Origin of the sequence: Arthrobacter ginkgonis (assembly GCF_039540195.1) — a bacterium.
GTDB classification, from domain to species: Bacteria; Actinomycetota; Actinomycetes; order Actinomycetales; family Micrococcaceae; genus Zafaria; species Zafaria ginkgonis.
Genome location: NZ_BAABEO010000017.1, coordinates 17,963 through 44,012 on the forward strand (window position 1 = coordinate 17,963; position 26,050 = coordinate 44,012).

A 26,050-nucleotide genomic window follows, 5' to 3' on the forward strand; every position below is an offset into this window, starting at 1 on the left:
CTTGTTCTGGTTCGCGCCGGGCATTGGGTTGTCCTAGGCGCTTGCCGCTGTGGGTGCGGAGTGGTTGAAATTGCGGCGGACCCGCCGGTTGTGCCGCCACTGCTTGATGGCCGCTCCGATGCTCGGGGCCACCACGGACACGATGAGCAGCAGGCCGGTGACGGTGATGAGGACGACGTCGGAGACGCGGCCCAGGCGCAGGGCGTAGTTCAGGGTGCCGATGAGCAGCACGCCCGCGATGACGCCGGGAATGGATCCCTTGCCGCCGAAGATGGAGACCCCGCCGAGCAGGACGGCGGCGATGACCGCCAGCTCCAGCCCGGAGGCGTTGTCGCTGCGGGCGCTGGAGTAGCGCAGCGTCCAGAAGATGCCGGCCATGGCGGACACCAGCCCGGAGGCCAGGTACAGCCAGAACTTGCTGCGGGCCACGTTGATGCCCACGAAGGTCGCGGCTTCCTTGCTGAAGCCCATGGCGTAGAGGCCACGGCCGAACGGGGTGAAGTGCAGCAGGATCCCGAAGAACAGGACCACCGCGACGACGCCGATCATCACCGTCGGAATGCCGCTGCCCCCGAGCTTGGAGGTGAAGAAGGAGGTCAGCTGGGTGGGGAAGTTCGCCACCGCGTTGTCGCCGATGACCACCAAGGCGAGGCCGCGGAACAGGGCCAGCGTGCCGATGGTGACCGCCAGCGAGGGCAGTCCGACGACGGCGATCAGGAACCCGTTGAACACGCCGGCGGCGGTGCCCACCAGCAGGCTCAGCACCAGGACCAGCCCGATGTCCATCCCGCCGGCCCACAGCACGCCCATGCAGGCGCTGGTCAGGCCGGCGATGCTGGCCACGGACAGGTCGATCTCCCCGGTGATGATGATCAGCGTCATCGGCATGGCGATCAGCAACACCGGAATGACGTCCAGCAGCAGGAAGCCCGCGGTGAGCGGCGAGGCGAAGCGCGGAATGGTGAGGGCCGCGTAGATCAGGAAGGCGGCCAGCAGGTAGATCATGACGGCGTCGCGGCCCAGCAGGATCCGTGCGGCGCCGGTGCGGCCCTTGGGCTCGCTGGCCAGGGTGGTGGTGCTGTCGACGGCGGTCTTAGACATTGCGGGCCTCGCTAATCCTCAGTTTCTTGGCGGTGCGCAGGCTGGCGACGCGGTCGATCACGATCGCCGCCAGGATCAGCACACCCACGATGGCCTGCTGCCAGAACTTGTCCACCCGCAGGGCCGTGAGCGAGCTGGTGATGGTGGTCAGCAGCATGGCGCCGAGGGCCGCGCCGACGACGCTGCCGCTGCCGCCGAAGATGGCCACGCCGCCGACGACCGCCGCGGCGACGACGTCGAGCTCCATGCCGGTGCCGGTGGTGGCGCCGACGGAGTTGAAGCGGCTGGCGTACAGCACGCCGGCCAGGCCGGCCAAGGCTCCGTTGGCCAGGAAGGCCAGGAAGACCCGCTTGGAGACGGGAAGGCCGAAGAGCTTGGCGGCGTCCGGCTCCGAACCGATCGCGTACAGGTCGCGGCCCGGACGGGTGCCGGCCATGTAGATGGCCACCGCGGCGACCACAACGATGGCCAGCAGGGTGATGATCGGGATCCCCAGGATCGTGTCGACGGACAGGGCGCCGAATTCGGCCGGCCGGTCGCCGGCGAAGTACTGCGTTCCGCCGGCCCAGGCGTTGTTCAGTCCCCGGTACACGTACAGGGTGCCGAGCGTGATCACCAGCGCCGGAACCTTGGCGAGGGTGACCAGCAGGCCGTTGACGGATCCCAGCACGGCCCCGAAGACGATCCCGATCAGCAACACCAGGGCGATGGGCATTCCCGGGGCGGCAGCGAAGATCGAACCGGTCCCGAACGCCACCAGGCCCAGAATGGATCCGACGGAGAGGTCGACGTTGCGGGTGATGATCACCACGGCCTGCCCCGCGGCCAGGATCATCATGATCGTTGCATTCAGCAACAGGTCCTTGACGCCCTGCGGGGAGAGGAACAGCGGGTTGTTCAGGTAGGTGATGAGCACCAGCAGGACCAGCGCGGTGATGACCGGCAGCTCGCGCATCGTCAGCAGGGAAGCCAGGGCGCCCTTGCCGCCTTCGCCCTTGCCCGCCGCCGGCCGGGGGCGGCCGGTTCCGGGCTGTGCGCCGGAGGGCCGGGTGTCTGTGTTTGTGTTGTCCATGATTGCCTTAGTTGGTTGCGCCGGCGACGGTGGCCGCGTGCATGACGGACTCCGGGTTGGCCTCTTCGCGGCTGAGTTCGGCGGTGATCCGGCCTTCGCGCATCACCAGGACCCGGTCCGCCATGCCGAGGACCTCGGGCAGTTCGGAGGAGATCATCAGGATCGCGATCCCCCGGCCCGCCAGGTCGGAGATCAGGCGGTGCACCTCGCTCTTGGTGCCGACGTCGATGCCGCGGGTGGGTTCGTCGATGATCAGGAAGCGGGGTTCGGTGGCCAGCCACTTGGCCAGGACCACCTTTTGCTGGTTGCCGCCGGAGAGGGTCGATACCGCATGTTCGGGCGAGCCGGCCTTGACCTGCAGGCGCTTGCTCCATTCCTGCGCGGCCCGGCGTTCGGCGCGGCCGTTGATCAGCCCGGCCTTGGCGAACCGCTTGCGCAGGGTCAGCGTCACGTTGCGGGCCACGGACAGGTCCATGACCAGGCCCTGCTTGCGCCGGTCCTCGGGAACGAAGCCCATCCCGGCGTTGATCGCGGCCTGGGGGTTCCCGCCCTTGAGCGGCTTGCCCCCGAAGACGACCTCTCCGGAGTCGTACGGGTCGATGCCGAAGACCGCCCGGGCGACCTCGGTGCGGCCGGCCCCGACCAGCCCGGCCAGCGCCACGATTTCGCCGGCGCGTACCTCCAGGTTGATGTCCCGGAAGACGCCGGCCCTGCTGAGGCCGCGCACGGACAGGACGGGGGCCCCGATTTCGGCCGGTTCCTTGGGGAAGAGCTCGGCGATGTCCCGGCCGACCATTTCCCGCACGATCCGATCGACGGTCACGTCCTCGGTGACGTGGGTGGAGACGTACTTGCCGTCCCGCATCACGGTGATCCGGTCGCAGAGGGCGAAGACTTCCTCGAAGCGGTGGGAGATGAACATGAGTCCGGTGCCCTTGTCCCGCAGCCCGCGGGCGACGGCGAAGAGCCTCTCGACCTCCACCCCGCTCAGGGCCGCCGTGGGCTCGTCCATGATGAGCACCTTGGCGTCCAGCGAGATGGCCTTGGCGATCTCGATGATCTGCTGGTCCGCGATGGACAGCCCCTCCGCCACCCGGGCGGGGTCGATGGCCACGCCGAGCCGGTCGAACAGCGCGGCCGCCTGGCGGCGCATTTCGCCCTGGCTGATCAGCCCCAGCCGGCCCTTGGGCTGGCGGCCCACGAAGATGTTCTCCGCGACGGTCAGGTCGGGGAAGAGCGTGGGCTCCTGGTAGATGACCGAGATGCCGGCGGCCTTGCTCTCCGCCACGTTGCGGAAGGACACCGGTTCGCCGCCGATGCGGAAGTCCCCGGAATCGGGCTGGTGCAGCCCGGCCAGGATCTTGACCAGCGTGGACTTGCCGGCGCCGTTCTCCCCCATGAGGGCATGGATCTCGCCCTCGCGGATTTCGATCGTGCCGTCGGCCAGGGCCACCACCGGGCCGAAGGTCTTGGCCGCGTGGGCCAGGGACAGCGCTACGGTGGACTGCCCGTGGAGATCAGGGTCTGTTTGCATGACCTGCTCATCGTGTGGAACTTGCATGGAGTGAACCGCACCTTCGAGGACTGGATTCGATTCTGAAGCGAATCAGGATTATGAAACGATTCAGAATGAGCTGTGACTTGAATCATAATGAGCCGTGTGACCCACGTCAACCTGATTTGCCCACAGTTTTGATTCGTTTCACAAGACGCCCGAAAGCCCGCAGCCAATCACCCCGCCGAAGGCCCGGGACGCGGCGGGCGCTTCCCATCGGAGCCTTTGCCCCGCACGATTCCCTCCCCGTGCTTCCCCGTGCATATCCCCCTGCGTTCCTCCCCGTGCATGTCCCCACGCACGCCGGCGGCCCCGCCTCTCCACGAGACGGGGCCGCCGGTTCCGGACGGCAAGGGCCCTTGACCAAGGAAGCGCCTGGCCCCCGAGGCGCGAAGCCCCGCCGGGCCGCGCACCGGCCCGCGTTATCCTCCCAGGATCCTCGCCTTCTGGGCCGCGAATTCCTCCTCCGTCAGGATCCCCTGCTCCTTCAGCGCCGCAAGGTCCTTGAGCTGGCCGACGATGTCGCCGCCTGCCGCGGCCGCCGGGGCCGCCGGGGCCGCCTGGGCGGGCGGCGCCGGCTGGGCGTACTGCGGCGGCGCTTGCTGGGCCATCTGCTGCTCGTACATTTGCGCCTCGTAGGCCTGCTGTTGCTGGGCCGCGATCGCGGCGTCCTTATCGGCGAACTTCGAAGCCTGGCGGCGCTGGACACGGCCGCTGACCGCGGTTGCCGTCCCGGCAACAACAGCCGTCCGCGCAACACCTCTCAGTAGTCCCATGATTTTCTCCTCTCTGGTCAATTCCGGTGTGTCAGGTGGGCGAAGACTCGGCCTCGAGGGCCTCGAGTGCCTCCATCACGTCGGGGGCAGGGATGCGCGTGCTCGCGACGAGCTCTCCCCCGCTGTCGCGCACGGCCGCCACGAACGGCGCCGCCCAGATGTTCTCGTAGACGATCAGCGCGGCCACCCGTCCGGGCAGGATCGCGCCCGCCGCCTCGGCGACGTCCTCCTCCCCGAGGAGGCCGGATTGGGCGCCAGCGAAGTAGGAGAACGCCTCCCCCGGACCGCCCGGGTCGGTGAGCTCGAGCACCTGGACCGAGCCGTCCTCGTCCTTCGCCACGATGAGGAGATCGAAGATCCGAACCACGCCCTGCTCCACGAGCTTGATGAGTTCCTCGCTCGGTCGTCCCGTCAATCCCTCCAAGGGGAACTCGAGGAGTACAAAGTCGACCGGTCCGTGGGCCTCGGTCTGCGGTGTGCTTGTCACTGGCCTTCCTCCGTTCTGCTTCCGGCGCGCTTCCAGGCACGCTGGTGCCAGTGTGGGCCCGTCCCGGCCGGGCGTCACCACCCGCGCCGGATGATTCCGACGCCGGGCAGGCCGCCGTCGCCACCGATCCACCGCCAAACCCGTCGGGGCGGGCCGGAGTGCTGGACGCTGGAGGCCAAACTCTGGTGGATCGATCCGCCCCGGGGTATCACTGGAGGATGAAGAGGGCGCAGCGAGGGGGCCGGACCCTGGTGCCCATCCTCGGCCAACTCCGTTCCTACGACCGCACCTGGCTGCGGGGCGACCTGATCGCCGGGGTCACCGTCGCGGCGCTGATCGTTCCGAAAAACCTCGGATACGCGGGCATCGCGGGGATTCCGCTGCAGAACGGACTGTATGCCGCGGCGGCCGGCGCGATCGCGTACGGGATCTTCGGCACCTGCCGGCAGATCTCCATGGGCCCCAGTTCGGGCCTCGCGGCGGTGGCCGCCAGTGCCGTGCTCGCCGCTGGCCTCACCACCCCCCAGGATGCCGCCTCCTTCGTGGCCGGGATCACGCTCGCCTCCGGAATCCTGTTCCTGCTGCTGGCCGTGCTCAAGATGGGCTGGATCGCGCAGTTCCTCTCGCGGGCCGTGGTCACCGGATTCCTCTTCGGCGCTGCGATCGACGTCGTGATCGGGGAGCTTCCCAAGCTCACCGGAACCAAGGCCACCGGCTCCAACCCGATCCAGGAACTGCGCTCGTGGATCGGCACGTTGGGCGAGGTGCAGCCGGCGACCGTGGTCGTGGGCGCCATCGCGCTGGCCGTCGTCTTCGGACTGCGGGCCGTGGCACCCAGGGTTCCCGGCGCCCTGGTCCTGGTCGTGGGCGGACTGGTGGCGGCGGAACTGTTCGACCTCGGCGCCCGGGGCGTGGCCCTGGTGGGCGAGGTGCCCAGCGGGCTGCCGTCGCTGGAGATCCCGAACCTCACCCTCATGTGGGACAAGGTGGGCATCGTGGCCGTCGCGGCGGTGGCGCTGTCCCTGATCGGCTTCTCCCAGACCGCCGGGGACGCGCGGGCCTTCTCCGCCAAGCACCGCTACCGGATCGACATCAACCAGGAGTCGACGGCCCAGTCGCTCGCCAACACGGCCGCGGGGGTGTTCCAGGGGATGCCGGTCTCGACGAGCCTGTCGGCCAGCTCGCTGAACGACCACTCGGGCGCCAAGACCGGTCTGGCCTCGCTCACCTCCGGCGCCACCGTGCTGCTCACGCTGATCTTCCTGGCTCCCCTCTTTTCGAACCTGCCGCTGCCGGTGCTGGCGGCGCTGATCATCGAGGCCGTGATCATGGGCATGATGAACGTGCGCGAAATGCGCCGGCTGGCCCGGGTGCAGCGGTTCGACTTCTGGATCGCGGTGGTGGCGATCCTGGGCACCCTCATCTTCGGCGTGCTCGCGGGCGTCGTCATCGGGATCGGGCTCTCGCTGATCTGGCTCGTCTCGGTGGCCACCCACCCGGAGATGCCCTCCCTGGGACGCCAGCCGGGCACCCAGGTGTTCCGCGAGACCGAGGGGCATCCCGGCGACGAACTGCTTCCCGACGTGGCCGTGGTGCGGCTCGACGGCGGACTCTTCTTCGCCACCGCCGACGCGTTGGAGGACCGCCTCCGCGACGTCATCCAATCGGCGCCCGAACTCACCGGCGTCGTGCTGGACTGCGAGGGGATCAACTTCGTCGACTCCCAAGGCGCGGCCAAGATGGCGGAGATCGCAAACCTCGCCGGCGAGGCGGGCGTCAACCTGCGGCTGGCCCGGCTGAAGCCGGCCGTGCGGGCGGTCCTGGAGAAGGACGGCGTGATCGAGCGCCTCGGCGCGGACAGGATCCACGGCAACATCCACCGGGCCGTCGAGGCGGAACAGGCCGCAGCCCAAAAACGGCGCGACGGCGAACCGGACTAGCCCTTCGGCGCTCCGGAAGGCGGGGAATTTCTGCGCCGCGGAGACGTTCGAATGAGCCAACCTTTGCAGGCGCTTAGAGGTTGCTTTGCATCAACACGAAGCTCTTTCAGGGCCCGTTCCGGCCTCAATATTCTGGGTCTTCCAAGCACTTCGGACCTCAGGAAAGGCACGATGATGGATGGGTCCGGCAGTAACCATGGCATGCCCGCAGTTCGCCGGTGCTCCGGCACGATCCGCACGTCGCTGGCCGGCGCGGCCTTCGGATGCGCACTCCTTTTGACGGCCTGCACTCCATCCGACCAGGGGAACCCGAGCGGCGGGCCGACCCGGGGCAGCCCGGGCACCGGCGTGCCCTCCCCCGTGCAGACCCCGGGCGCCTGCGTGGCCGCGGCCGGCGCGACGGTCCAGGACATCGATCCGGAGGACTCCCCGGTCCCACCCTGGAACAAGCCGGCCGGGCAGGAACTGATGGTGGAATTCTCAACAAGCCAGCTGTCCGCACGCTACGCGGGATTCGTGTCGGAGGCGGCCGCCATCTGGTCGGAAAGTCCCTGCCTGAACGCGGTGGCGGTGCAGGCGTGCTCCACCGGTTCAAATTGCGTGCTCCTGCAGGAAGATGCCAGCCGCTCCCGCAACACCGACGGGGAAATGGAGTGGGAAGACTCCGGGGACTACATGGAAAGCGCCACGATCACCCTGTTTACCCGCCCCCTGGATCGGGCCACGGACAACGGAGCCCTGGCCACCATCGTCCACGAAATGGGCCATGCCCTGGGTCTGGACCACCGACTGGCCCGCACCGACGTGATGAACTCCGTTACCGACAACACCACCAACCCGACTCCGGACGCCGTCAACTTCTCCAACCTCGTCGCCATCTACGGCTCGTAACGGCGGACAGCCCGGTTGGGCAGGCGGGACCGGATTGGACGCCGTGCCGTAGTCTCGAAGGTAGGGAGCAACTTTTGCTCCTGTAAGGAAGCAGCAGCACTCGCTTCCACCAAGGAGGACATCGTGTCCAACAAATCCCCACGCCAGTCCGCAACCAAGAAGGTTGCCGCCAAGTCGATCAAGGAAAAGCGCGCCGACAAGAAGGCAAAGGCCGCAGACTCCCTCGCCTCGGAAATCATCAGCGTCACCAAGAAGCGCTGAGCGCAGGTGTCGCTGCTGAGCGTCGGCGTCCTAGCCACAACGCGCAAGCCCGACGAGCGGAGGCTGCCGCTCCACCCGCTGCACCTTGAACGCATCGACCCCGTTCTGCGCGGGCGGATGATCCTTGAGCACGGCTACGGGGAGCGCTTTGGCCTGTCCGACGAGCAGCTCGAGCCCCTGGTCGGCCGGATGGCCTCCCGCGCCGAGCTCATCGCCGAGGCCGACGTCGTGCTCCTGCCCAAGCCGCAGCCTGAGGACCTCGCCGACCTGCGGGACGGCCAGGTCCTCTGGGGCTGGCCGCACTGCGTCCAGGACCGCGCCATCACCCAACTGGCCATCGACAAGCGCCTCACTCTCATCGCGTTCGAGGCGATGAACCACTGGGCGCCCGACGGCGGGTTCGGCCTGCACGTGTTCCACAAGAACAACGAAATGGCCGGCTACTGCTCGGTGCTGCACGCGCTGGAACTCATCGGGACCACCGGAGTGTACGGGCGCCGGCTCAGCGCCGTCGTGATCGGGTTCGGCGCGACGGCACGCGGCGCCGTCACCGCGCTGAACGCCCATGGCGTGCACGACGTCGAGATCCTCACCAACCGCGGCGTGGCGGCCGTCGGCTCGCCGATCCACTCCGTGCGGATCACCCAGATGGTCCACGACGCCGACGCGCCCCAGCTCAGCACGGTCATCACGGACCGCGGCCCCCTGCCGCTGGCGCCGTACCTGGCCGAGCACGACATCGTGGTGAACTGCACGCTCCAGGACCCGAACGCCCCGCTGACCTACCTCAACGAGGAGGACCTGGCGGCGTTTCGGCCGGGCAGCCTGATCGTCGACGTGTCCTGCGACGAGGGCATGGGGTTCAGTTGGGCAAAGATGACCACGTTCCAGGAGCCGATGTTCGACGTCGGCGACCACGTCCACTACTACGCGGTGGACCACACGCCGTCGTACCTGTGGGACTCCTCCACCTGGGAGGTCAGCGAGGCGCTGATGCCGTTCCTGCGCCCGGTGCTGGAAGGCCCGGCCGGATGGGACGCCAACGCGACCGTCCGGCGCGCCATCGAGATCCGCGACGGCGTGGTCGTCAACCCGGCCGTGCTCGAGTTCCAGAAGCGAACCGGGGAGTACCCGCACGTGGCCGCCTAGGACCCGCCTCCCCTGCCGGCACACCCGATACGCGCCGGATGGCGCCACGTCCTGCAACGTGGCGCCATTCGCCGTGCTCCCGTGCAGGCCTGCGGGCTCCGTCGGGCGGGGGTGTCATGAGCGGGTCTGGCTGGCCTCATACTTGCTCCGCGACCACACCATCCCCACGCCCGTCAGCAGGACGCACCACAGCAGGGACTGCCACCCGTAGTGCCCAACGCCGGTGCCCATCAGCAGCCCACGCACCGTCTCGATGAAGGGGGTGAACGGCTGGTACTCGGCCACCACGCCCAACCACGCGGGCATGGAATCCGTCGGGACGAATCCGCTGCTCAGGAAGGGCAGGAAGGACAACGGCATGGGCAGGTTGCTGGCGGTTTCGACGGTGTCGGCGATGATGCCGAGCGCCAGGCAGAGCCAGGTGATCGCGAAGGCGATCAGGGCAACGACGCCGAGCGCCGCCAGTGTCCCCAGCACGCCCCCTGCGGGCCGGAATCCGAGCAGCATCGCGACGGCCCCAACCGCCAGCGTCGCCAGCAGCGCCTGCACCACGCTGACCAGGGCGTGCGCGGACAGGATCGCGGTGCGGGAGACGTCCATCGTGGCCAGCCGGGCCGCCACGCCCTGCCGCATGTCCATTGCGATGTAGATCGCGGTGCCGGCGCCCCCGCTGCCCACGGCCATCAGCACGATGCCGGGGACCACGTACTGCAGGTAGGCCGCGACTCCGCCGTCGGCCTCCGCGCCGAGTCCCGCGCCCAGCATGCCGCCGAAGACGTACACGAACATCAGCAGGAAGACGACCGGCAAACCGATCATCATGATGACCATCGACGGGTAGCGGACCAGCCGTTTCAGGCCCCGCCCCGTCAGCGTCGCCGTGTCAGCGAGGGCGTACTGCAGGGCGCTGGATTCGCGGCCCGCGGCCGGTGCCGTCATCGTCGTCATGCTTCCTCCTGCGTAGATGCTTGGTTGGGGGCGCCGGTGAGCGCGAAAAAGACATCGTCAAGGTCCGGGGCCGCGGTGGTGACTTCGGCCGGTTCCACGCCGGCGTCCGCCAGCAGGTTCAGCACGCCGCGCACGGCCGTGCCATTGGCCGGTGTCGGTACGCGGAGCTCGAGCCCGTCGCCGGAGGCCGGCAGGCCGTCCGGAACGACGGCGGCCAGCGCCCTCCGCGCCCTGCGCGCCTGGTCTTCGGTGGCGAAACGAAGCCGCAGCTGCTCCTCGCCGACCATGGCCTTGAGCTCGGCCGGGGTGCCTTCGGCGACGATGCGGCCGCCGTCGAGCACGGCCACCCGGTCCGCCAACTGATCGGCCTCCTCGAGGTACTGGGTGGTCAGGAAAAGGGTGACACCGCCGGCAACCAGCGTGCGCACCACGTCCCACATGGCTCGCCGGCTGCGCGGGTCCAGGCCGGTGGTCGGCTCGTCGAGGAAGATGATCCGCGGGTCGCCCACCAGGGTCATGGCCAGGTCGAGCCGCCGCCGCATGCCGCCCGAGTAGGTGGACGCGGGCCTGCCGGCGGCCTCGGTCAGCTCGAATTGGCGCAGCAGGCGCTCGATCAAGGCCTCCCGCTCGCCCTTGGGCACATGGCGCAGACGCGCGATCAGCCGCAGGTTCTCGGCTCCCGTGAGGAGCTCGTCGACGGCGGAGAACTGCCCCGTCACCCCGATGGCCCGGCGGACACGGCCCGGCTCGTCCACCACCGAGTGGCCGCCGACCACGGCCGTGCCCCCGTCCGCGTTGATCAAGGTGGCGAGGATCTGGACGGTGGTGGTCTTGCCGGCACCGTTGGGGCCCAGCAGGGCGAACACGCTGCCGCGTTCGATGCTCAGGTCGATGCCGTCCAGGACGGTGAGATTGCCGTAGCTTTTGCGCAGTCCACGGACGTCGAAGGCGAGGTCCGTGGCGGTGGTGGTGCCAGTCATGTTTCCCCCTCTTTAGAGCACCGCCGCGCGGAACGCGCGGACGCTGCCGTGGTTGGTGCGGGCGGTGACCTTGAGACGGTCGGCGGTGCCGTCGTCGTCCCCGGGTTCGGAACCGGCCGCGTCGAGTTCGTTGCGGACGGCGCCGCCCTTCGCATCCAGGTCGAGCCAGGTGAGCGTGCCTTGGCGGATGCCGACCTCGATGTCGCCGAAGCTCGTCTCCAGGCTGGCGGTGCCAGTGACCGCGTCGCCGAGCCGGATCTTGCCGTAGGCGGCCCGGGCCTCGACGTCGCCCATGACGGTGCGGACGTCGATGTTTCCGTATCCACTGGCCACGGCGAGGTGTCCCATGACCAGTCCGACGGCGACGTTTCCCTGCGTGGCCTTGATCGTCGCGCTGCCGTACACCTCGCCCACGAGCACGCTGGACCCGGTGAGCCCGGTGGTGCCGCTGACCCGCTCGAGGCTGATCTCGCCGTGGACGGTCTTGGCTGTCAGTTCGGCGACATCACCGGCGGTGATGCCGCCGAAGGCAGTGGTGAGCGAGGAGGAGCCGATCGGCCCGCGGACGCGGATGTTGCCGTAGGACGACTTCACGTCGAGGCGGGACCGCTTGGGGACGCGGACATGCACGTCGATCGACCAGCCCTTGTTGACCCAGGTGCTGAGCATGCTCTCGCGCTTCTGGGTGATCGTCAGCCGGCCGTCGGCGAAGCCGACGGTGGTGTTCTCGGCCGCGCGGACGTCGGAAGGACGGTCGCCCCGGGTGGGCGTGATGTCGACGGTGACCTCGTCGACATCGTCGGCGGTGACCACCAACTCGCCCATCGCAAGGGTGATGGTGGCGTCGATAATGCCTGTGGCGGCGTAGGTGTACTGCATAAAAGCTCCTTACCGGACCCAGCCGGTGAATCGGGTGCCGCTGTTGGTGGGCGGCAGCGGGGCGGTCGTGGCCGGGTCGGTGAGGGCGGTGGCGACCGCCCGGACCAGCCAGGTGTTGACGGAGAGGCCTTCGCGAGCGGCGGCGGCCTCGGCCCTGGCCTTGAGGTTCTCGGGAAGGCGCAGGGTGGTGCGGGTCGTCCGCCCGTCGACGGCGTAGTCCGAGGACGATGCCGGTTCCTGGGTCAGGGCGGCCTCCGTGGTGTCAGGCGGCATCGGTGGTGTCACCACGAATTCCGGGTCCCGCCCGCGCAGCCTCACGTCGACCGAACCGGGTGCGAGCTCGGCGGTGATCTCGCCTGCCGCCTCGGACAGGGCCTCGAGAATGGCCAGCCGCAGGGCGGCATCGAGCGAACGGATCAGCCGGCGGGCAACCTCGCTCGCCTGCTCTCCCGCCAGTTCGGTGGCCTCCGCCAGCTGGTCCTGGACTTCTTGTACGTGTCGCGAAATATCCACGGCGTCAGCATGACACCACAGTGGTGTCATGCGCAACCCTCCACGCCGTCCGCCCGGAGCGCCCCGCGGTTGACCTTGACGCAACGTCAACTTCTACGCTGGTCCCATGTCCACTCAGTCGACTCGGTCCCCGCAGCAGACCTACGGCATCGCCGAACTGGCCAGGCAGGCCTCGGTCAGTTCGCGCACGCTGCGTCACTACCATCGGCTGGGCCTGCTGGTCCCCGCCCACATCGGCGCCAACGGGTACCGCTACTACGGGTGGGAGGAGGCGCTGCGGCTGCAGCGCATCCTGCTGCTGCGCGATCTCGGGCTGGGGTTGGAGGCCATCGGGGAGGTCCTGGACGGCGGCCGGTCCCCGGTCGAGGCCCTGCGCTCCCACCGCCGCTGGCTGGAGGCCGAACTGCGCCGGCTGGCCGCGATGGCGCGGACCGTGGACACGACCATCGAACGACTCATCTCTGGAGGCACCATGGAACCGCGGGAAATGTTCAACGGATTCGGCAAGAACCCCTACGAGGAGGAGGCCCGCGAGCGCTGGGGCGAGGCCGCCGTCGACCGGTCCAACGCGCGCCTGGCGGCGCTTCCGCCCGGCGGGCGCGAGGCCATGCTGGAGGAGGCCGTCGCCATCAACGCCGAGCTGGCCGCGTGCATGGCCGAGGGGGAACCCGCGGACGGCGAGCGCGCGCAGGAAGCCGCCGCCCGGCACTACCGGTGGGTGTGCCTGTCCTGGACGCCGGACCGGGAGGCGTACCTCGGGCTGGGGCGGATGTACGTGGAGGATTCGCGCTTCACCGCGTTCTACGACCAGCCCAAGGACTCCCCCGCCCGGCCCGGCCTGGCGGCCTACCTGTCCGAGGCCATGGACGCGTACGCCCAGCGCCGGCTGTAGGGAGGTCCGCCGCCTGCGGCCAGCTAGCGGCTGCGACCGCGCACGGCGGACCAGGACTCGAGGGCGTAGTAGGTGCGGCGCCGGTAGACCAGCGGAGCAGCGGACGAGCCGCCGTCGAGCACCTCCAGGACCTGGGCGGCAAGGACGACGCCGGTGCCCGCCGGCATCCGGGCCAGGGGCCGGCAGCGCAGGACGGTGCCGACGCCGCGGATGATCGGTTCGCCGGTGGGCGCGGCGTACCAGTCCATGTCGTACCCGAAGCGGTGCGATCCGGGCGTCGCGAACAGTTCGGCCAGCCTGCGGTTGGCGGCTGTAAGCAGGTGAACGGCCAACGTTTCGCCAGCGAGAAGGGCGGCCCCGGATGCGCTGTCGGCGGCGACGGACAATGCCAGCACGGGGGGCTCTGCGGACACGGAGATCACCGACGATGCGGTGATTCCTGCCGGTCCGTCGGGCCCCGCGGCGGTGACCACCGCGACGCCGGCGGGATGGCCGGCAAACGCGTCGCGGAATGCCGCGGCGAGGCCCAAGGATCGGGCGTGCTGCGGCATGGCGGCCATGGCGCCTCCTTGCGGTTGCGGGCCGAGAGGTCGGAAGGGGCTTGCCGCCCATGCTAGGACGGCCGGCTCCGCCGCGCCAGAGAACGGCCGGCGCCCCGGGCATCATGGCCCGCCGGATGCCGTGGGAGCCGGACGCGTCCGGCAGGAAATAGATTCCGGGGCGGCGCGGTTGTCGCCAGTGGACCCAATCCGCTGCGAAAGGAACTGCCCGTGCTGTTTTCCCCGTTGGCCCTCGGTGAGATGGAACTTCCCAATCGGCTCGTGATGGCGCCGCTGACCCGCCTCCGCGCCGGCCGGGAAGGGATCCCCGGTCCCTTGGTTGTCGAGCACTACCGCCAGCGCGCCTCGCTGGGCCTGATCGTCAGTGAAGGCACCTACCCCAGCCATGCCGGACAGGGAATCCCTGGACAGCCCGGCCTGGTCACCGAGGAGCAGCTCGAGGGCTGGGCCAACGTGACCTCGGCCGTGCATGCCGAAGGCGGCAGGATCTTCGCCCAGGTGATGCACGCTGGCCGCGTCAGCCACCCGGCGACCAACGGCGGCCACGAGGTGGTGGCGCCCAGCGCCCTCGCCATCGACGGCGAAACCCGCACCTACGAGGGCAAGCAGCCGTTCCCGGTCCCCCGCGCCCTGACCTCGGGGGAGTTGCCGGAGATCATCCAGGAATTCGTCCAGGCCTCCCGCAACGCCATCCAGGCCGGGTTCGACGGCGTGGAACTGCACGCCGCCAACGGCTACCTGCTGCACGAGTTCCTCTCGCCGGCTGCCAACCAGCGCACCGACGGCTACGGCGGGTCCCCGGAGAACCGGGCCCGCTTCGTCGTTGAGGTGGCCGAGGCCGTGGCGGCCGCCATCGACGCGAACCGCGTGGGCATCCGCATCTCCCCCGAGCACAACATCCAGGGAGCCTTCGAACTGGACGCGGCCGATGTCCGCGAGACCTACGGCCATCTGGTGGATGCGCTGGCTCCGCTGAATCTGGCCTACCTGAGCATCCTCCACAAGGATCCCGCCGGCGGGCTGGTCCAGGACCTGCGCGCCCGATTCAACGGAACCTTCCTGGTGAACACCGGATTCGGTGAGGTCACCACGCGCGAGGAGGCCGCGGCGCTGGTGGCGGACGGGCTCGCCGACGCCGTCGTCGTCGGACGCCCGGCCCTCGCCAATCCGGACCTGGCGCGCCGCTGGCGCGAAGGCCTGCCGGTCAACGAGCCGGATCAGTCCACGTTCTATGCGGACGGCGCCGAAGGCTACACCGACTACCCGGCCTACCAAAACTAGGGACCTGGGGCCTTGCGCCGGAAGTTCGCATAGTCAGGAACGTGCAACGCCGCCGGGACCACGAGGCCCCGCAGGTCAGACGTGCTGGTCCACCAGAATCGGATTGCCGTCCGGATCCAGCACGATGAAACTCGCCGGACCCGCCGTTCCCTCCTCCGCCTCCGCCACGAAAGGCGTGCCGTGGGCTTTCAGTTCCCGCTGGAGATCACGCACGTCGGTGAACGAGTCGAGCGCCTGCGCGTCCTGGTTCCAGCCGGGGTTGAACGTCAGCATGTTTTTCTCGAACATCCCCTGGAACAGGCCCAGGACGGTCTCACCGTTCTTCAGGATCAGCCAGTTCTGCTCGATGTCGCCCCCGAACTTGCTGAACCCCAGCTTCTCGTAGAACGCAGCCGAGGCCGCGATGTCCTTGACGGTGAGGCTGAGCGAGAAAGCGCCGAGTTGCATGTGTTAGTCCGTTCTCCGAATGATGAATTCCCCCGACCTTGGTCGCGGCAAGCCTAGGCCAGCGGCCAGCCGGGGCGTAAGCCTGACGGCGGATCCGGGAGGTGAATTCTGCCTTGCCCGCCCTGCCATTGTGACCTGCGGGTGGGCCATCACCCGGGTTGGCCGGGTTTATCTGCAATGATGCAGGAATGAGCCGATCCCACCTGCCCCGATCACGGAACGGCGGGCTGCGGATCGCGGTACTGGCCCACCTTCACCACCCCATCGCTTCCCCGTACGCGGGCGGCCTCGAGGCCCACACGGCACAGGTTGTCGCTGCCCTCACGGACCGCGGGCACGACGTCATCCTGTTCGCCAAGGCGGGCACGCGCGTGGCCTGCCGCCACGTGGCCGTCCTTGAGGGGCGATTCACGGTAGAGGGCTACCCGGACAGCAGGGCCATGGACCGCCAGCACGGCGTGTTAGACGGCGCCATGCGCACGGCCATCCGCAGCGCGCGCCGCGGGTTCGACGTCGTTCTGAACAATTCGCTCAGCCCCGTCCCGTACACCGCCCTGCTGGGGTTCCCCACGCTGAACGTGTTCCACACGCCGCCGCTGCCCCGCATCGTCGCCGTCTTGTCCGGCGAGGGCTGGACACCCGATCCTCGCCACGCCTATGTCAGCGTGTCCGAGTCCAACGCCCGTGCGTGGCGGCAGCACCTGCCGTCGCTGGGCGTCATCCACAACGGCATTCCGCTGCACCAGTGGGATCCCACCGCACCGCGGCGGGCCGGCCAGGCGGTCTGGACCGGCCGCATCACGCCGGAGAAGGGCACGCACGTGGCCATCGCCGCCGCCCGGCGCGCCGGGGTGGAACTGACCTTGGCCGGGCCGATCCATGATCCCGAGTACTTCTCCCTGATGATCGAACCCGAACTGGACGCCTCGATCCGCTACGCGGGCCACCTGGACCACCCCAGTCTGCGCACGCTGCTCTCCGGCGCGGAAGTGTTGGTGGCTTCGCCGCTGTGGGAGGAACCGTTCGGCCTGAACGTCGTTGAGGCGCTGGCCTCCGGCACTCCGGTGGCGGCCCTGCCGGCCGGTGCCATGACGGAGATCATCTCCCCCGCCGCCGGGGTGGTGGCCTCCCGCGCGGACGCGGAGGCGCTGGCCGAGGCGATCACCGCGGCCCGCAGGCTGCCCCACGGGGCCGTCGCGCTCGCGGCGCAGCGCTTCTCGATCGAGCACATGGTGGAACGCTACGAGGCCGAACTGCTGCGGCTGGCCGGTGGGGTCCCCGTGGCGGGTACGCGGCCCGGCCGAGGCGCGGCGGCCGCGGAGGCGCACGACGCCGAGCCGGCCGAGTCCGATCCGGCGGACCTGGAACGGGCCGATGAAAGCGCCGGCGACCCCGCGGCGGGCCATTGATCGCCGCGGACCCGGGGACGGGCCGCCGGCTCCGGTTGGCGTACTACGCCCACCACCACGGCACCGGGCACCTGCGCCATGCCCAGAACGTGGCCTCGCTGGACCTCGTCGACCTGCTGGTCACCAGCACCGGGCCCCGCAACCGGGCGCTGCTGCAAGGCCCGGCTGAGTACGTGTCCCTTGAACCCGACGTCCGGCCCGACGGCGTTCCCTTCGAAAACGCGCCGCCGCCGGAATTCCACTACGCCCCCACCCATCCCGCGATTCGCCGGCGCTTCGCGCAGCTCTCCCGGGCCTGGGCCGATTTCGGCGCCGACGCGGTGCTGGTGGACGTGTCGGTGGAGGTAGCGATGTTCGCCCGGCTTTCGGGCTATCCGGTGCTGTTTCGGCGCATGCCCGGAAACCGCACGGACCCCGGGCACGCCCTGGCCTACGGGTCGGCCACCCGGCTGCTGGCCTACTATCCGGCGGCCCTGGAGGATCCGGCACACCTGGCGGCCCACGGGGCGAAGAGCGCCTACCTGGGCATGCTGGCCCCGGCCAGAAGCCAGGCCGATGCCGCGCCCGCCCCCTTGCCCGCGCAGCCTTCACGGGCAAGGCGCCAGGTAGTGGTGCAGACCAGCCTCGGCGGCGGGGTGGGCCTGGACCGGATCGTCCGTGCCGCACGGGTGGCCCCGTCCTGGGACTGGCAGGTTGCCGGACGGGTCGACGGGACCACCCAGCCCCTGCCCGGCAACCTGCACGTGTTGGGTGTCGTCGCCGAGCCCGGTCCGTTGCTGGCCGCCGCCGATGTCGTGGTGACCTCGGCGGGCCACAACGCCATCGCGGCGTCGGCCGCGGCCCGGCGCCCCGCCGTCGTCATCCCGGAGGAACGCCCCTTCGGCGAACAGGCAGCCTTCGCGGAACGGCTGCGCGGCATCCCCGGCACGTCGGTGGCCTCTTCGTGGGAGGCCGTGCACGACTGGCCCGCCCTGCTGGAGGCCCTGGCGTCCGGTCCGCCCAGCGGGCTGGCCGACGCGCTGTTCGTGGGCCGGGAGGCCTTCCGCGACGGCTTTGCCGCCCTGCTGCACGACGCGCTCGCCGGAGAGGAACCTGCCGGCGACAGGTCGGCACGGGCGGGCTAGTACGCGCCGGCGTGGGCCGCGGCCTCGGTCTCCATCGCCGTGGGGGCGCGCAGCACGCGGATCGCGGACGACGACGGCGACCAGTCCACCAGTCCCAGCCGGGTGAACGCGCCCAGCCACCCCTCCATGGGCCAGGTGCCCCATTTCCCGTGGAAGACGGTCGCGTTGGCCACGATGTCCGCGAAGTGGTTCAGCGGCGGCCGGTACGACCCGTGGTGCTGGTGGAACATGGTGGCGCCGGAGAAGCCCAGGGGCACTCCGCGTTCGCGTGCCGTGAAGGCGAAGTCCGTGTCCTCGGCGCCGTAGCCGGTGAAGGATTCGTCAAAGCCGCCGATGCGTCCGAAGTCCGCGGCGTCGACGGCGAAGCCCAGCGTCCAGAACATCTCGTACCGTTCTGAGGGAAGCGCGCCCTCCGAGGCGTGCAGTCCGGCCCGGGCGGCGTGCGGCACGGAGTCGCGGGTGAGGGCGCCGTCGTCGGCCGGCGTGCCGGGCGGCAAGGGCGCGCGCAGGTACCGCGGTTCGGCCATGGCGATGCCGCCGAGCCGTTCGGAGTCCTCCGCCAGGATGCCGAACAGGTCCCGTGCCGGGATGCAGTCCACGTCGAGGAAGACGTACCGGCTCCCCTCCGCGTGGTGGGCCGCCAGGTTGCGGGCGCGGGCCAGCGGCAGGGTGCCTGTGCCGGGCACCTCAATACGAAACTGGCGGATGGGGATGCGGGACCGCAGGTCCTCCGTGTCGGCCTCCCCCATGTGTACGACGACGATTTCCCGCGGCCGCGGGGCCGCCCGGTTCGCGCCGTCGATGAGCCGGCGCAGGTGCTGCTCGCGGCCGCGGACGATCACCAGCAGCGAGACGCCATCGGGAGTCGCATCGCCTTGCATGTTCGATCCCTCCGTGGTGGCCTAGGCTCGACAGCCTATCGGGCATCGGAAGGGGAGAAATGGACGGCACGTCGTTCGGAGACACGATCCGGGTTGCCTCGATTCCCTACAGCCAGGTGTACATCCGCCACCTGGAGGCGGTGGACGGCGAGCGCGCGGCCCGGGTCAGGCGGCTGCCGGATCCGGATCCTGCGGGCGGGGGCAAGTTCACGCAGTCGGTGTGGTGGCCCCCGGTGATGCTGTCGGCGGAGTGGGTGGCGCTGCACCACGCCGAGTTCGATCTCATGCACATCCACTTCGGCTTTGACGCCATTTCGGCCGCGGACCTGCAGGCGCTGGTCGACGAACTGCGCCGGCACGGCAAGCCGCTGGCCTACACCGCCCACGACCTGCGCAATCCGCACCACGACGATCGGCGGGCGCACGATGAGCACCTGGACATCCTGGTTCCGGCAGCGGATCGGGTCATCACGTTGACGGAGGGGGCCGCCACGGAGATCCGTGGACGCTGGGGCGTGGAGGCGGTCGTGTTGCCGCACCCGCACGTTGTCGATTTCCCGACCATGGAGGCGCTGCAGGGCGCCCGGCAGCGCGCCGGCACGGACGCGGCGCCTCCGTCGGAACGGGACCCCTTCCGCATCGGCGTTCACCTGAAGAGCATCCGCCGGAACATGGATCCGGGGATCGTGGAGCCGCTGGCCGACGCGGTGGCCGGCCTCGGGCACGCCGAGCTGGTGGTCAACATCCACCGTGACGTCCTCGAGCCGGGAGCGAAGGACTACCGGGAAGATGTCGCCCGCCTGCTGCGTGCCGGGCACGCGGCCGGGCGGTGGGTCCTGGACGCGCACGACTACTACGACGAACAGGCGTTCTTCGGCTACCTGGCCTCGCTGGATGTCTCGGTGCTGCCCTACCGCTTCGGCACCCACTCGGGCTGGCTCGAGGCGTGCCGCGACGTGGGGACCTCGGTCATCGCCCCCAGCTGCGGGCACTACCGCGACCAGCACCCGTCCGTCGTCGAGTACGCCTATAACGACGGCGGCCTGGACGCCGCCTCGCTCCGCGACGCCGTGCACCGCCTCTACCGCCGTCGCCCGTGGCCCGCGCCCTCGGTCGCCGAGCGGCTGGCCCAGCGGCGGGAGCTGGCCGGGGCGCACGAGCGGATCTACGCGCAGATCCTGGCCGACGTTCCCTCGCCGTTGACCGGGAAGGCAGCCGGGAACGGCGTCTCCCCGGCGCCTGACGGAGACGGAGGCGGCACGACGTGAGTATCCGGATCGGGACGTCCGGCTGGAGCTACGACGATTGGGACGACGTCCTCTACCCCGCCGGCACCGCAGTCCGGGACCGGCTGAGCCACTATGTCCGCCGTTTCGATACCGTCGAACTGAACGCGAGCTTTTACCACTGGCCCCGGGACCAGGCGTTCGCCGGGTGGTGCCGCCGGTTGCCCGACGGCTTCGCCCTGTCCGTCAAGGCTCCCCGGGAGCTCACCCACGCGAAGAAGCTCCGCGCCCCGGAGGAGTGGATCGAGCGGATCGCGACGTCCTGGCACGCACTGGCCGACAAGCGCGGCATCCTGCTCGTCCAGCTGCCGCCGGGGATGGAACGCGACGACACCCGGCTCGGCTACTTCCTGGACAGGCTGCCGGAGTGGATCCGGGTCGCCGTCGAATTCCGGCACCCCACTTGGCACCACCCCGACGTGTATGCCCTGCTCGGGCACCACGGGGCCGCGTACTGCGTCATGAGTGGAGCCAACCTGCCCTGCATCCTCGAGGCCACCGCGCCTTTCGTCTACGTGCGCCTGCACGGGCCGGACCCCAATCAGCTGTACGTGGGGTCCTACTCGGACGCCGACCTGCAGTGGTGGGCCGGGAGGGTCCGCGAGTGGCAGGACGACGGAAGGGACGTCTTCGTCTACTTCAACAACACCATCGAAGGCAACGCCGTGCGCAACGCCGATACGTTGCGCGGCCTGCTCGGCCAGGCCTAGATCTTGAGCTTCGTGGTCGGGAAGCGTTTCCACGCCTTGCGGAAGGCGGCCTCGGATTCAGCCGCGATGGCCTGTTCGAGGGCGTGCAGGCGGCCGTAGCTGAATCCGTTTTCCGCATTGCCGGTCGCCCCGGCGCCGAGCCCGCGCAGGATGTCCCGGGCGACAACGCTGTCCTGGTGGTGGCCCAGGATCTTTTGGATCCGGTGGGAGGCCTTGGCCAGGCGCTCGGCGCGCTTGCCGAAGAGCGGGATGGCGGACTCGGCGGCGTAGCGCAGGCGTTTGGCGCTCTTGCGCGCCTCATGCAGGGCCAAATCGTGCAATGCCGCATCGTGGTCCCCCTCGCTGGTGGGTACCGTGGCCAACACGTCCCGGCGCAGCCGTTTCGCGTCGCGTTCGACGAGCTTGGGGACGGCCTTGCGTGCCGGCCGGGAGGCCTTGCCGCGGAGCGGGGGGTCCTCGAGAAACCCGTCCAAGGCATCGAGCAGGCCGAAGTAGCGGGCCCCGTCCATGGCGTGGAGGACCCACTCGCGCGCTGCCGTGTAGGTGGCTCCGAGTTCCTCCCCGATCCGCTGCGCCACGGGTCCCATGACCAGCTCGCCGGGTTCGTTGGCGACCATTTCGGCCAGCCGATCGCGCATCACCTCGGCGTCCCGCGCCTCTCCCAGCACCCCGGCGAGCCACTTGAGCTCGCCGCGCAGGCGGTTGGTGGCCTCGGGATCGAGCAGCTTGCGGTAGGTGGCCAGCGCCGAGCGCAGTTTGCGCGTGGCGACGCGCATCTGGTGGATCGCGTCCGGGGCATGGCCACGCACCAACGGGTCCTGAAGCTTCAGGTGCCCGGCGTGTTCGTGCAGGTAGCCCAGCAGTACCGCGGAGGCCGGCTCATCCAGGCCCGCGGACGGCGGTTCCGGCTCCCGATGGACCGGGTGGTCCCCAAGGGCCCTAGCCAGCTTGGACGCGTGCCCGGACGGGCTGGCCCCCGCCGCCACAAACAGGTCCCCCGCCGCGTCCAGGAGCGTGCGGTCCCCGGCGACAAGTTCGACCTCCCACTCGCGCCACGCGCCCATCAGCGCCCCGCCCTCGGCCTCGGAGCGCACCTGGTCGTCGCAGACCTCCGCCAGGACCCCGTCGTTGCCGCGCAGCCGGTACACCGAACGGCGCGTCGAGACCTTCGCGACCGGTTTCACCGGCTTTGCCCGCACGTGGACCCGGACCAGGCGCAGCAACTCCTCCGGCACGCGTTGCTGCCTGCCGTGCACAGGTTCGTGGATTTCCCGCCGCCCGTCCGGCCCCTCCGGGACCTTCAAGTGCCATCCGGCATCCTCGCCCCCGCGCCTGCGCCGCAACGTGATGCCGTGCCCGGCCAGAACCAGGTCCTCAGTATCGAAGTAGGTTGCCTTCAGGTCCTGCTCCACCGGCGGATCCACATCCCGCACCCCGGGCAGATCCCCCAGCGCCGGCAGCACCGTCCCATCCCCGACCGTGTACTTGCGCTCGATCTCGACCGCCGTATCCGGATCCATGCCGCCCCCGCCCCCGCCTTCGCCGCCGGCGCGTTGCCCGCGTGCCTCATCCAGCCGTGCCTTCGCATCACATCTTCCCCCCGCCGCTCCCCCAGCAACAGAGGGCCCCGTAAAGACTGCTACGTCCCCGCCGTGGGAGCGGAGAGGGCCTCTCCGATGGCCCGGCCCGCGACATCGGCATTGAGGTAGGCGGCGGCGTCGTGGGGAGAGTGTCCGTTGTCCACCCGATAGTCCTCGAGGGGCGGAAATCCGGCCGGGGCGGGGAAAAGCGGGGCAAGCCTCTTCACCAGCGCGACGACGTCGTGCCGGTCGGCAAGGTTCACCCATCGGGCAACCGCGCCCGGCCAGGAGCCCTTGCCGTTCACGGGGGCGGGAAGCAGCTTGTCGAAGACCACGTTGGGAATGCCGAGGGGGGATCCTGCGGTGAGAAGGAGCCCGACCTGCGGGTAGCGGCCCGTTGCCAGCAGCTCGTAGGCAACGACGGAACCCAGCGAGTGCCCGATGAGCACCCGCGTATCTGCCTGGATCTCCTTTGCTGCGCGGGCCATGGCCTGGTCGCGCACCTTTGGGTCGTTGAGATACGCCGTTGCCTGCCTCAGGTTGCCGACAAATAGGCTTTGGGCGACGTCCGCAAAGGTGGGTGATTTCAGCAGTCGGGCCAGCATCTCCTGGACACCCAAGGCGGCGAGGGTGGGCCGGCCGGTTCCACGCTCCGCGGAAACGTCCTGCCAGACCGCTTCCCTGTAGAACTCCCTTATGAGCTCGGCCTCATCGCCGTCGTCGGAGACCGGGGCCTCGCCCGCCGGATCCCCCGGTGCGCCCCGCGACGCCGCCGCCAGCCTCACCGAAGGCTCCCGGAAGAGCGATCCGAAGAAAACCACCCGCACGTCCGCACGTCCCAGACCGGCGGCCTCTTCCTGCCGGCCGGCGGCCTCGAGGCCACCCACGATCGCGGGCCACCATTCCTCGGCCAGTTGTGGACCGCTGCTGACCTGGTGGCCTATTCCGTGGATTCCCACTATGCGCGCCACAGCTGCCTCCCGGGCTCGAACCGTTCCTGGACGTTACCGTCCTTGGACCTTCGTGAGCCCATTCTGGCTGACCATCGGCAAATTCCTGCAGGCCCGGGCGGCCGGTTGCTCGGTGCCCTGTCCGGCGGCAGCCGCAGCGCCTCCGCGTCCCGTCAGAGGAGCCGGCCGAATGCCTCGGTCTGTTGCTTGTTTCCTTCGACGAGGATCTCGTCGTCCTCGTAGAGCACGGTTTGGGTGGTGGCCGGCTGCCAGCGCCCGTCGGGGCTCTTGGAGGCGACCACGGTGATGCCGTACTTGTCGCGCAGGCCCAGCACGCCCAGGGGCCGGTCCTGGGCCACTGCCGGGGGCCGGGTGCGGATGAGGATGAAGTCGCCTTCGAACTCGACGTAGTCGAGCATGCCCCCGCGCACCAGGTGCGCGACCCGGCGGCCCATGTCGTGCTCCGGGCGCACCACGTGATGGACGCCAAGCTGTTCGAGGATCTCGGCGTGGGGCTCGCTGATCGCCTTGGCCCACACGACCGGCTTGCCGAACTTCAACAGCCGCGAGCTGGTGAGGATGCTGGCCTCGATGTCCGAGCCGATCCCCACCACGACGACGTCGAATTCGTGGACACCGAGCTGGCGCAGCACCTCCTCGCGCGTGGAGTCGGCCTTCACGACGTGGGTGAGCTGCCCGTTGTAGGACTGGACGGTGTCCTCGCGCGCATCGATCCCGAGGACCTCGGTCTTCTGGGCCTCCAGTTCCAGGGCCAGGGCGCCACCGAAGCGGCCAAGTCCGATCACTGCCACGGATCCGGTGTCGGGGAGGCGGGAACCGGTGCGGGAGAAGAACTGCGACCTAGCCAATGAGCGGCCTTTCCTTCGGGTATTCATACAGCGGAGCGCGCGTGTCGGCGCGCAGCGCCAACGCGGTGCCCAGCGTAACCGGCCCGAGCCGGCCCACGAACATGAGCAGGATGAGGACGACCTGGCCGGCCGGCGGCAGCCCGGCCGTGATGCCGGTGGACATGCCGACGGTGGCGAAGGCCGAGACGACCTCGAAGAGGAGGCGTTCCTGCCCGAAGTCGCAGATCAGCATGAGGAAGACGGTCGAGCCGACCACCAGGGCAATTCCGAGCAGCACAACGGTGATCGCCTCCCGGTGCACGGCCCGGGAGAGCCGCTTGCCGAACACGTTGACCGCGGTTCCGCCGCGCAGCTCGGTGTAGAGGATGAAGAACAGCACCGCGAACGTGGTGATCTTCAGGCCGCCGGCGGTGCCGGCCGGGCCGCCGCCGATGAACATGAGGATGTCCATCCCCAGCCAGGACACCGGGTGCATCTGGCCGATGTCCACACTGTTGAACCCGGCGGTGCGGGTGACCACGGACTGGAAAAATCCGGCCAGGACCTTCTGCTGCGGGGCGAGGGGGCCGAGGGTGGCCTGGTTGGCCCATTCGACGGCGGTGATGAACGCGGTCCCGCCGGCCAGCAGCACCGCGCTGCCGGAGAGGACGAGCTTGGTGTTCATGCTCCAGCGGTTCGGGGTGCGGTAGCGTCGCCGCAGTTCGAACAGGACAGGGAACCCGAGTCCGCCGATGATTACGGCGGCGGCGATCGGCAGGCAGATCCATGGATCGCCGACGAAGCCCATGAGGTTGTCGGTGTAGAGGGCGAAGCCGGCGTTGTTGAACGAGGAAACCGAGTGGAAGACCCCTTCCCAGGCGGCGCGTCCGGGCGGATAGCCGTAGCCGGCCATGAACCTGGTCGCGAGGACAGCAGCGAGGACCACCTCGACGGCCAGGCTGACCTTCAGCACTCCGACCAGCACCGAGCGGACGTCCCCGAGTCCGGCGTTCTTCGTCTCCGCCGCCGCCAGGAGCCGCGAGCGCAAGCCGAGCTTCCCCGCCAGCAGCACGCCCAGCAGCGCGCCGAAGGACATGACCCCGAAGCCGCCGAGCTGGATCAGCACCAGGATGACGACCTGCCCGAAGGTCGTCCAGTACGTCGGGGTGTCCACCGTGATCAAGCCGGTCACGCAGACCGCCGACGTCGCGGTGAACAACGCGTCCAGGAACGGGGCGCCGCCCGGTCCCTGCCTGGACGCGGGCAGCATCAGCACCGCCGTTCCCAGTCCGATCGCCCCGAGGAAACCGGTGACGATGGCCTGGGCCGGGGTGGCCGGACGCAGGGCCCGTCCGGTCCGGGTGAGGAACCGGCCGGCGGGTCCGGAAGAGGCGGGCAGAAGACGGTGAAACCCTGCGCGCAGCCGGGCCCGGGCCGTCCTGGTCCGGCGGGCCCAGCGCGCCCTGATCAGCATGGTGCCGGTTGGCGACGGCCACGACCCGACCGGGCCCCGCCCATCCCGTCCTGCCT

General features: G+C 69.8%; 26 protein-coding genes. 10 read left to right on the forward strand and 16 right to left on the reverse strand.

Features of this window, described 5'->3' with window-relative positions:
* Positions 1–33: 33 nt before the first annotated feature.
* The 5 genes from ABD912_RS12005 to ABD912_RS12025 form a co-directional block, all read right to left on the reverse strand.
* Positions 34–1,101 (reverse strand): ABC transporter permease, encoded by a 1,068-nt coding sequence (locus tag ABD912_RS12005; RefSeq protein ID WP_345151056.1) that lies wholly within the window; start codon positions 1,099–1,101, stop codon positions 34–36.
* Complete coding sequence (locus tag ABD912_RS12010; RefSeq protein ID WP_345151057.1) at positions 1,094–2,173, reverse strand: ABC transporter permease; 1,080 nt, start codon at positions 2,171–2,173, stop codon at positions 1,094–1,096. Before ABD912_RS12010 ends, ABD912_RS12005 begins: the two co-directional genes overlap by 8 nt.
* Positions 2,174–2,180: 7 nt before the next feature.
* Positions 2,181–3,707 (reverse strand): sugar ABC transporter ATP-binding protein, encoded by a 1,527-nt coding sequence (locus ABD912_RS12015; RefSeq protein ID WP_345151058.1) that lies wholly within the window; start codon positions 3,705–3,707, stop codon positions 2,181–2,183.
* Between the two features lie 443 nt (positions 3,708–4,150).
* Positions 4,151–4,504: an SHOCT domain-containing protein gene (locus tag ABD912_RS12020; RefSeq protein WP_345151060.1), complete on the reverse strand. Its 354-nt coding sequence runs from the start codon at positions 4,502–4,504 to the stop codon at positions 4,151–4,153.
* 31 nt (positions 4,505–4,535) lie between these two features.
* A complete protein-coding gene (locus tag ABD912_RS12025; RefSeq protein WP_345151061.1) occupies positions 4,536–4,991 on the reverse strand; it encodes a DUF6325 family protein in 456 nt (151 codons plus the stop codon).
* A 218-nt stretch (positions 4,992–5,209) separates the two neighbouring features.
* Between ABD912_RS12025 and ABD912_RS12030 the strand changes: the two genes are divergently transcribed.
* The 4 genes from ABD912_RS12030 (at position 5,210) to ABD912_RS12045 (ending at position 9,232) form a co-directional block, all read left to right on the forward strand.
* Complete coding sequence (locus tag ABD912_RS12030; RefSeq protein WP_345151062.1) at positions 5,210–6,931, forward strand: SulP family inorganic anion transporter; 1,722 nt, start codon at positions 5,210–5,212, stop codon at positions 6,929–6,931.
* A 201-nt stretch (positions 6,932–7,132) separates the two neighbouring features.
* Positions 7,133–7,822 carry a matrixin family metalloprotease gene (locus tag ABD912_RS12035; RefSeq protein ID WP_345151063.1) on the forward strand — a complete coding sequence of 230 codons (690 nt, stop codon included), beginning with the start codon at positions 7,133–7,135 and terminating at the stop codon, positions 7,820–7,822.
* A 123-nt stretch (positions 7,823–7,945) separates the two neighbouring features.
* Positions 7,946–8,083 carry a hypothetical protein gene (locus ABD912_RS12040; protein WP_345151065.1) on the forward strand — a complete coding sequence of 46 codons (138 nt, stop codon included), beginning with the start codon at positions 7,946–7,948 and terminating at the stop codon, positions 8,081–8,083.
* Between the two features lie 6 nt (positions 8,084–8,089).
* Positions 8,090–9,232 (forward strand): N(5)-(carboxyethyl)ornithine synthase, encoded by a 1,143-nt coding sequence (locus ABD912_RS12045; RefSeq protein ID WP_345151067.1) that lies wholly within the window; start codon positions 8,090–8,092, stop codon positions 9,230–9,232.
* Positions 9,233–9,346: 114 nt separating this feature from the next.
* Here ABD912_RS12045 and ABD912_RS12050 read toward each other — a convergent pair whose 3' ends face one another.
* Genes ABD912_RS12050 through ABD912_RS12065 form a run of 4 tightly spaced genes read right to left on the reverse strand, consistent with a single transcriptional unit; the run spans position 9,347 to position 12,552 of the window.
* Complete coding sequence (locus ABD912_RS12050) at positions 9,347–10,180, reverse strand: ABC transporter permease (protein ID WP_345151069.1); 834 nt, start codon at positions 10,178–10,180, stop codon at positions 9,347–9,349.
* Positions 10,177–11,160 (reverse strand): ATP-binding cassette domain-containing protein, encoded by a 984-nt coding sequence (locus tag ABD912_RS12055; protein WP_345151070.1) that lies wholly within the window; start codon positions 11,158–11,160, stop codon positions 10,177–10,179. The genes ABD912_RS12050 and ABD912_RS12055 overlap by 4 nt, the downstream gene beginning before the upstream one ends.
* A gap of 12 nt (positions 11,161–11,172) precedes the next feature.
* Positions 11,173–12,039 (reverse strand): DUF4097 family beta strand repeat-containing protein, encoded by an 867-nt coding sequence (locus ABD912_RS12060; RefSeq protein WP_345151072.1) that lies wholly within the window; start codon positions 12,037–12,039, stop codon positions 11,173–11,175.
* 9 nt (positions 12,040–12,048) lie between these two features.
* Positions 12,049–12,552 carry a toxin-antitoxin system HicB family antitoxin gene (locus ABD912_RS12065; RefSeq protein WP_345151074.1) on the reverse strand — a complete coding sequence of 168 codons (504 nt, stop codon included), beginning with the start codon at positions 12,550–12,552 and terminating at the stop codon, positions 12,049–12,051.
* A gap of 106 nt (positions 12,553–12,658) precedes the next feature.
* Between ABD912_RS12065 and ABD912_RS12070 the strand changes: the two genes are divergently transcribed.
* Positions 12,659–13,444 carry a MerR family transcriptional regulator gene (locus ABD912_RS12070; protein WP_345151076.1) on the forward strand — a complete coding sequence of 262 codons (786 nt, stop codon included), beginning with the start codon at positions 12,659–12,661 and terminating at the stop codon, positions 13,442–13,444.
* A 23-nt stretch (positions 13,445–13,467) separates the two neighbouring features.
* On the opposite strand, the gene ABD912_RS12075 is transcribed toward ABD912_RS12070, so the two are convergent.
* Complete coding sequence (locus ABD912_RS12075) at positions 13,468–14,004, reverse strand: flavin reductase family protein (RefSeq protein WP_345151078.1); 537 nt, start codon at positions 14,002–14,004, stop codon at positions 13,468–13,470.
* Positions 14,005–14,214: 210 nt separating this feature from the next.
* Here ABD912_RS12075 and ABD912_RS12080 point away from each other — a divergent pair, with 210 nt between their 5' ends.
* Positions 14,215–15,285 carry an alkene reductase gene (locus ABD912_RS12080; protein WP_345151080.1) on the forward strand — a complete coding sequence of 357 codons (1,071 nt, stop codon included), beginning with the start codon at positions 14,215–14,217 and terminating at the stop codon, positions 15,283–15,285.
* 75 nt (positions 15,286–15,360) lie between these two features.
* Here ABD912_RS12080 and ABD912_RS12085 read toward each other — a convergent pair whose 3' ends face one another.
* Positions 15,361–15,732, reverse strand: a complete 372-nt coding sequence (locus tag ABD912_RS12085) for a VOC family protein (RefSeq protein WP_345151082.1) — start codon at positions 15,730–15,732, stop codon at positions 15,361–15,363.
* Positions 15,733–15,920: 188 nt separating this feature from the next.
* On the opposite strand from ABD912_RS12085, the gene ABD912_RS12090 reads away from it, so the two are divergent.
* Together ABD912_RS12090 and ABD912_RS12095 are read left to right on the forward strand one after the other, a co-directional pair.
* Positions 15,921–17,141, forward strand: a complete 1,221-nt coding sequence (locus ABD912_RS12090; RefSeq protein WP_345151083.1) for a glycosyltransferase — start codon at positions 15,921–15,923, stop codon at positions 17,139–17,141.
* Complete coding sequence (locus tag ABD912_RS12095; protein ID WP_345151084.1) at positions 17,138–18,265, forward strand: glycosyltransferase; 1,128 nt, start codon at positions 17,138–17,140, stop codon at positions 18,263–18,265. Before ABD912_RS12090 ends, ABD912_RS12095 begins: the two co-directional genes overlap by 4 nt.
* Here the strand turns inward: ABD912_RS12095 and ABD912_RS12100 are convergent.
* Positions 18,262–19,146 (reverse strand): glycosyltransferase family 2 protein, encoded by an 885-nt coding sequence (locus tag ABD912_RS12100; protein ID WP_345151085.1) that lies wholly within the window; start codon positions 19,144–19,146, stop codon positions 18,262–18,264. The two genes, ABD912_RS12095 and ABD912_RS12100, sit on opposite strands and share 4 nt — an antisense overlap.
* A gap of 59 nt (positions 19,147–19,205) precedes the next feature.
* Here ABD912_RS12100 and ABD912_RS12105 point away from each other — a divergent pair, with 59 nt between their 5' ends.
* Both ABD912_RS12105 and ABD912_RS12110 read left to right on the forward strand, forming a co-directional pair.
* Complete coding sequence (locus ABD912_RS12105) at positions 19,206–20,414, forward strand: glycosyltransferase (protein ID WP_345151086.1); 1,209 nt, start codon at positions 19,206–19,208, stop codon at positions 20,412–20,414.
* Positions 20,411–21,142 carry a DUF72 domain-containing protein gene (locus ABD912_RS12110; protein ID WP_345151087.1) on the forward strand — a complete coding sequence of 244 codons (732 nt, stop codon included), beginning with the start codon at positions 20,411–20,413 and terminating at the stop codon, positions 21,140–21,142. Before ABD912_RS12105 ends, ABD912_RS12110 begins: the two co-directional genes overlap by 4 nt.
* Here the strand turns inward: ABD912_RS12110 and ABD912_RS12115 are convergent.
* From ABD912_RS12115 to ABD912_RS12130, 4 genes are all read right to left on the reverse strand, one after another.
* Positions 21,139–22,662, reverse strand: coding sequence for a CYTH and CHAD domain-containing protein (locus tag ABD912_RS12115; RefSeq protein ID WP_345151088.1), 1,524 nt, complete (start codon positions 22,660–22,662; stop codon positions 21,139–21,141). The genes ABD912_RS12110 and ABD912_RS12115 overlap by 4 nt on opposite strands.
* Positions 22,663–22,781: 119 nt before the next feature.
* Positions 22,782–23,693: an alpha/beta hydrolase family protein gene (locus ABD912_RS12120; protein WP_345151089.1), complete on the reverse strand. Its 912-nt coding sequence runs from the start codon at positions 23,691–23,693 to the stop codon at positions 22,782–22,784.
* A 152-nt stretch (positions 23,694–23,845) separates the two neighbouring features.
* Positions 23,846–24,541, reverse strand: a complete 696-nt coding sequence (locus ABD912_RS12125) for a potassium channel family protein (protein WP_345151090.1) — start codon at positions 24,539–24,541, stop codon at positions 23,846–23,848.
* The gene (locus ABD912_RS12130; protein WP_345151091.1) at positions 24,534–25,994 is read right to left on the reverse strand and encodes a TrkH family potassium uptake protein; all 1,461 of its coding nucleotides are present in this window, start codon (positions 25,992–25,994) and stop codon (positions 24,534–24,536) included. Before ABD912_RS12130 ends, ABD912_RS12125 begins: the two co-directional genes overlap by 8 nt.
* Between the last annotated feature and the right edge of the window lie 56 nt (positions 25,995–26,050).

Bases quoted from the DNA above. Each gene is read 5' to 3' on its own strand.
- ABD912_RS12005 (WP_345151056.1), bottom strand. From the start codon at position 1,101: ATGTCTAAGACCGCCGTCGACAGCACCACCACCCTGGCCAGCGAGCCC.
- ABD912_RS12010 (WP_345151057.1), bottom strand. From the start codon at position 2,173: ATGGACAACACAAACACAGACACCCGGCCCTCCGGCGCACAGCCCGGA.
- ABD912_RS12015 (WP_345151058.1), bottom strand. From the start codon at position 3,707: ATGCAAACAGACCCTGATCTCCACGGGCAGTCCACCGTAGCGCTGTCC.
- ABD912_RS12020 (WP_345151060.1), bottom strand. From the start codon at position 4,504: ATGGGACTACTGAGAGGTGTTGCGCGGACGGCTGTTGTTGCCGGGACG.
- ABD912_RS12030 (WP_345151062.1), top strand. From the start codon at position 5,210: ATGAAGAGGGCGCAGCGAGGGGGCCGGACCCTGGTGCCCATCCTCGGC.
- ABD912_RS12035 (WP_345151063.1), top strand. From the start codon at position 7,133: ATGCCCGCAGTTCGCCGGTGCTCCGGCACGATCCGCACGTCGCTGGCC.
- ABD912_RS12050 (WP_345151069.1), bottom strand. From the start codon at position 10,180: ATGACGACGATGACGGCACCGGCCGCGGGCCGCGAATCCAGCGCCCTG.
- ABD912_RS12055 (WP_345151070.1), bottom strand. From the start codon at position 11,160: ATGACTGGCACCACCACCGCCACGGACCTCGCCTTCGACGTCCGTGGA.
- ABD912_RS12060 (WP_345151072.1), bottom strand. From the start codon at position 12,039: ATGCAGTACACCTACGCCGCCACAGGCATTATCGACGCCACCATCACC.
- ABD912_RS12070 (WP_345151076.1), top strand. From the start codon at position 12,659: ATGTCCACTCAGTCGACTCGGTCCCCGCAGCAGACCTACGGCATCGCC.
- ABD912_RS12075 (WP_345151078.1), bottom strand. From the start codon at position 14,004: ATGGCCGCCATGCCGCAGCACGCCCGATCCTTGGGCCTCGCCGCGGCA.
- ABD912_RS12085 (WP_345151082.1), bottom strand. From the start codon at position 15,732: ATGCAACTCGGCGCTTTCTCGCTCAGCCTCACCGTCAAGGACATCGCG.
- ABD912_RS12090 (WP_345151083.1), top strand. From the start codon at position 15,921: ATGAGCCGATCCCACCTGCCCCGATCACGGAACGGCGGGCTGCGGATC.
- ABD912_RS12100 (WP_345151085.1), bottom strand. From the start codon at position 19,146: ATGCAAGGCGATGCGACTCCCGATGGCGTCTCGCTGCTGGTGATCGTC.
- ABD912_RS12105 (WP_345151086.1), top strand. From the start codon at position 19,206: ATGGACGGCACGTCGTTCGGAGACACGATCCGGGTTGCCTCGATTCCC.
- ABD912_RS12115 (WP_345151088.1), bottom strand. From the start codon at position 22,662: ATGGATCCGGATACGGCGGTCGAGATCGAGCGCAAGTACACGGTCGGG.
- ABD912_RS12130 (WP_345151091.1), bottom strand. From the start codon at position 25,994: ATGCTGATCAGGGCGCGCTGGGCCCGCCGGACCAGGACGGCCCGGGCC.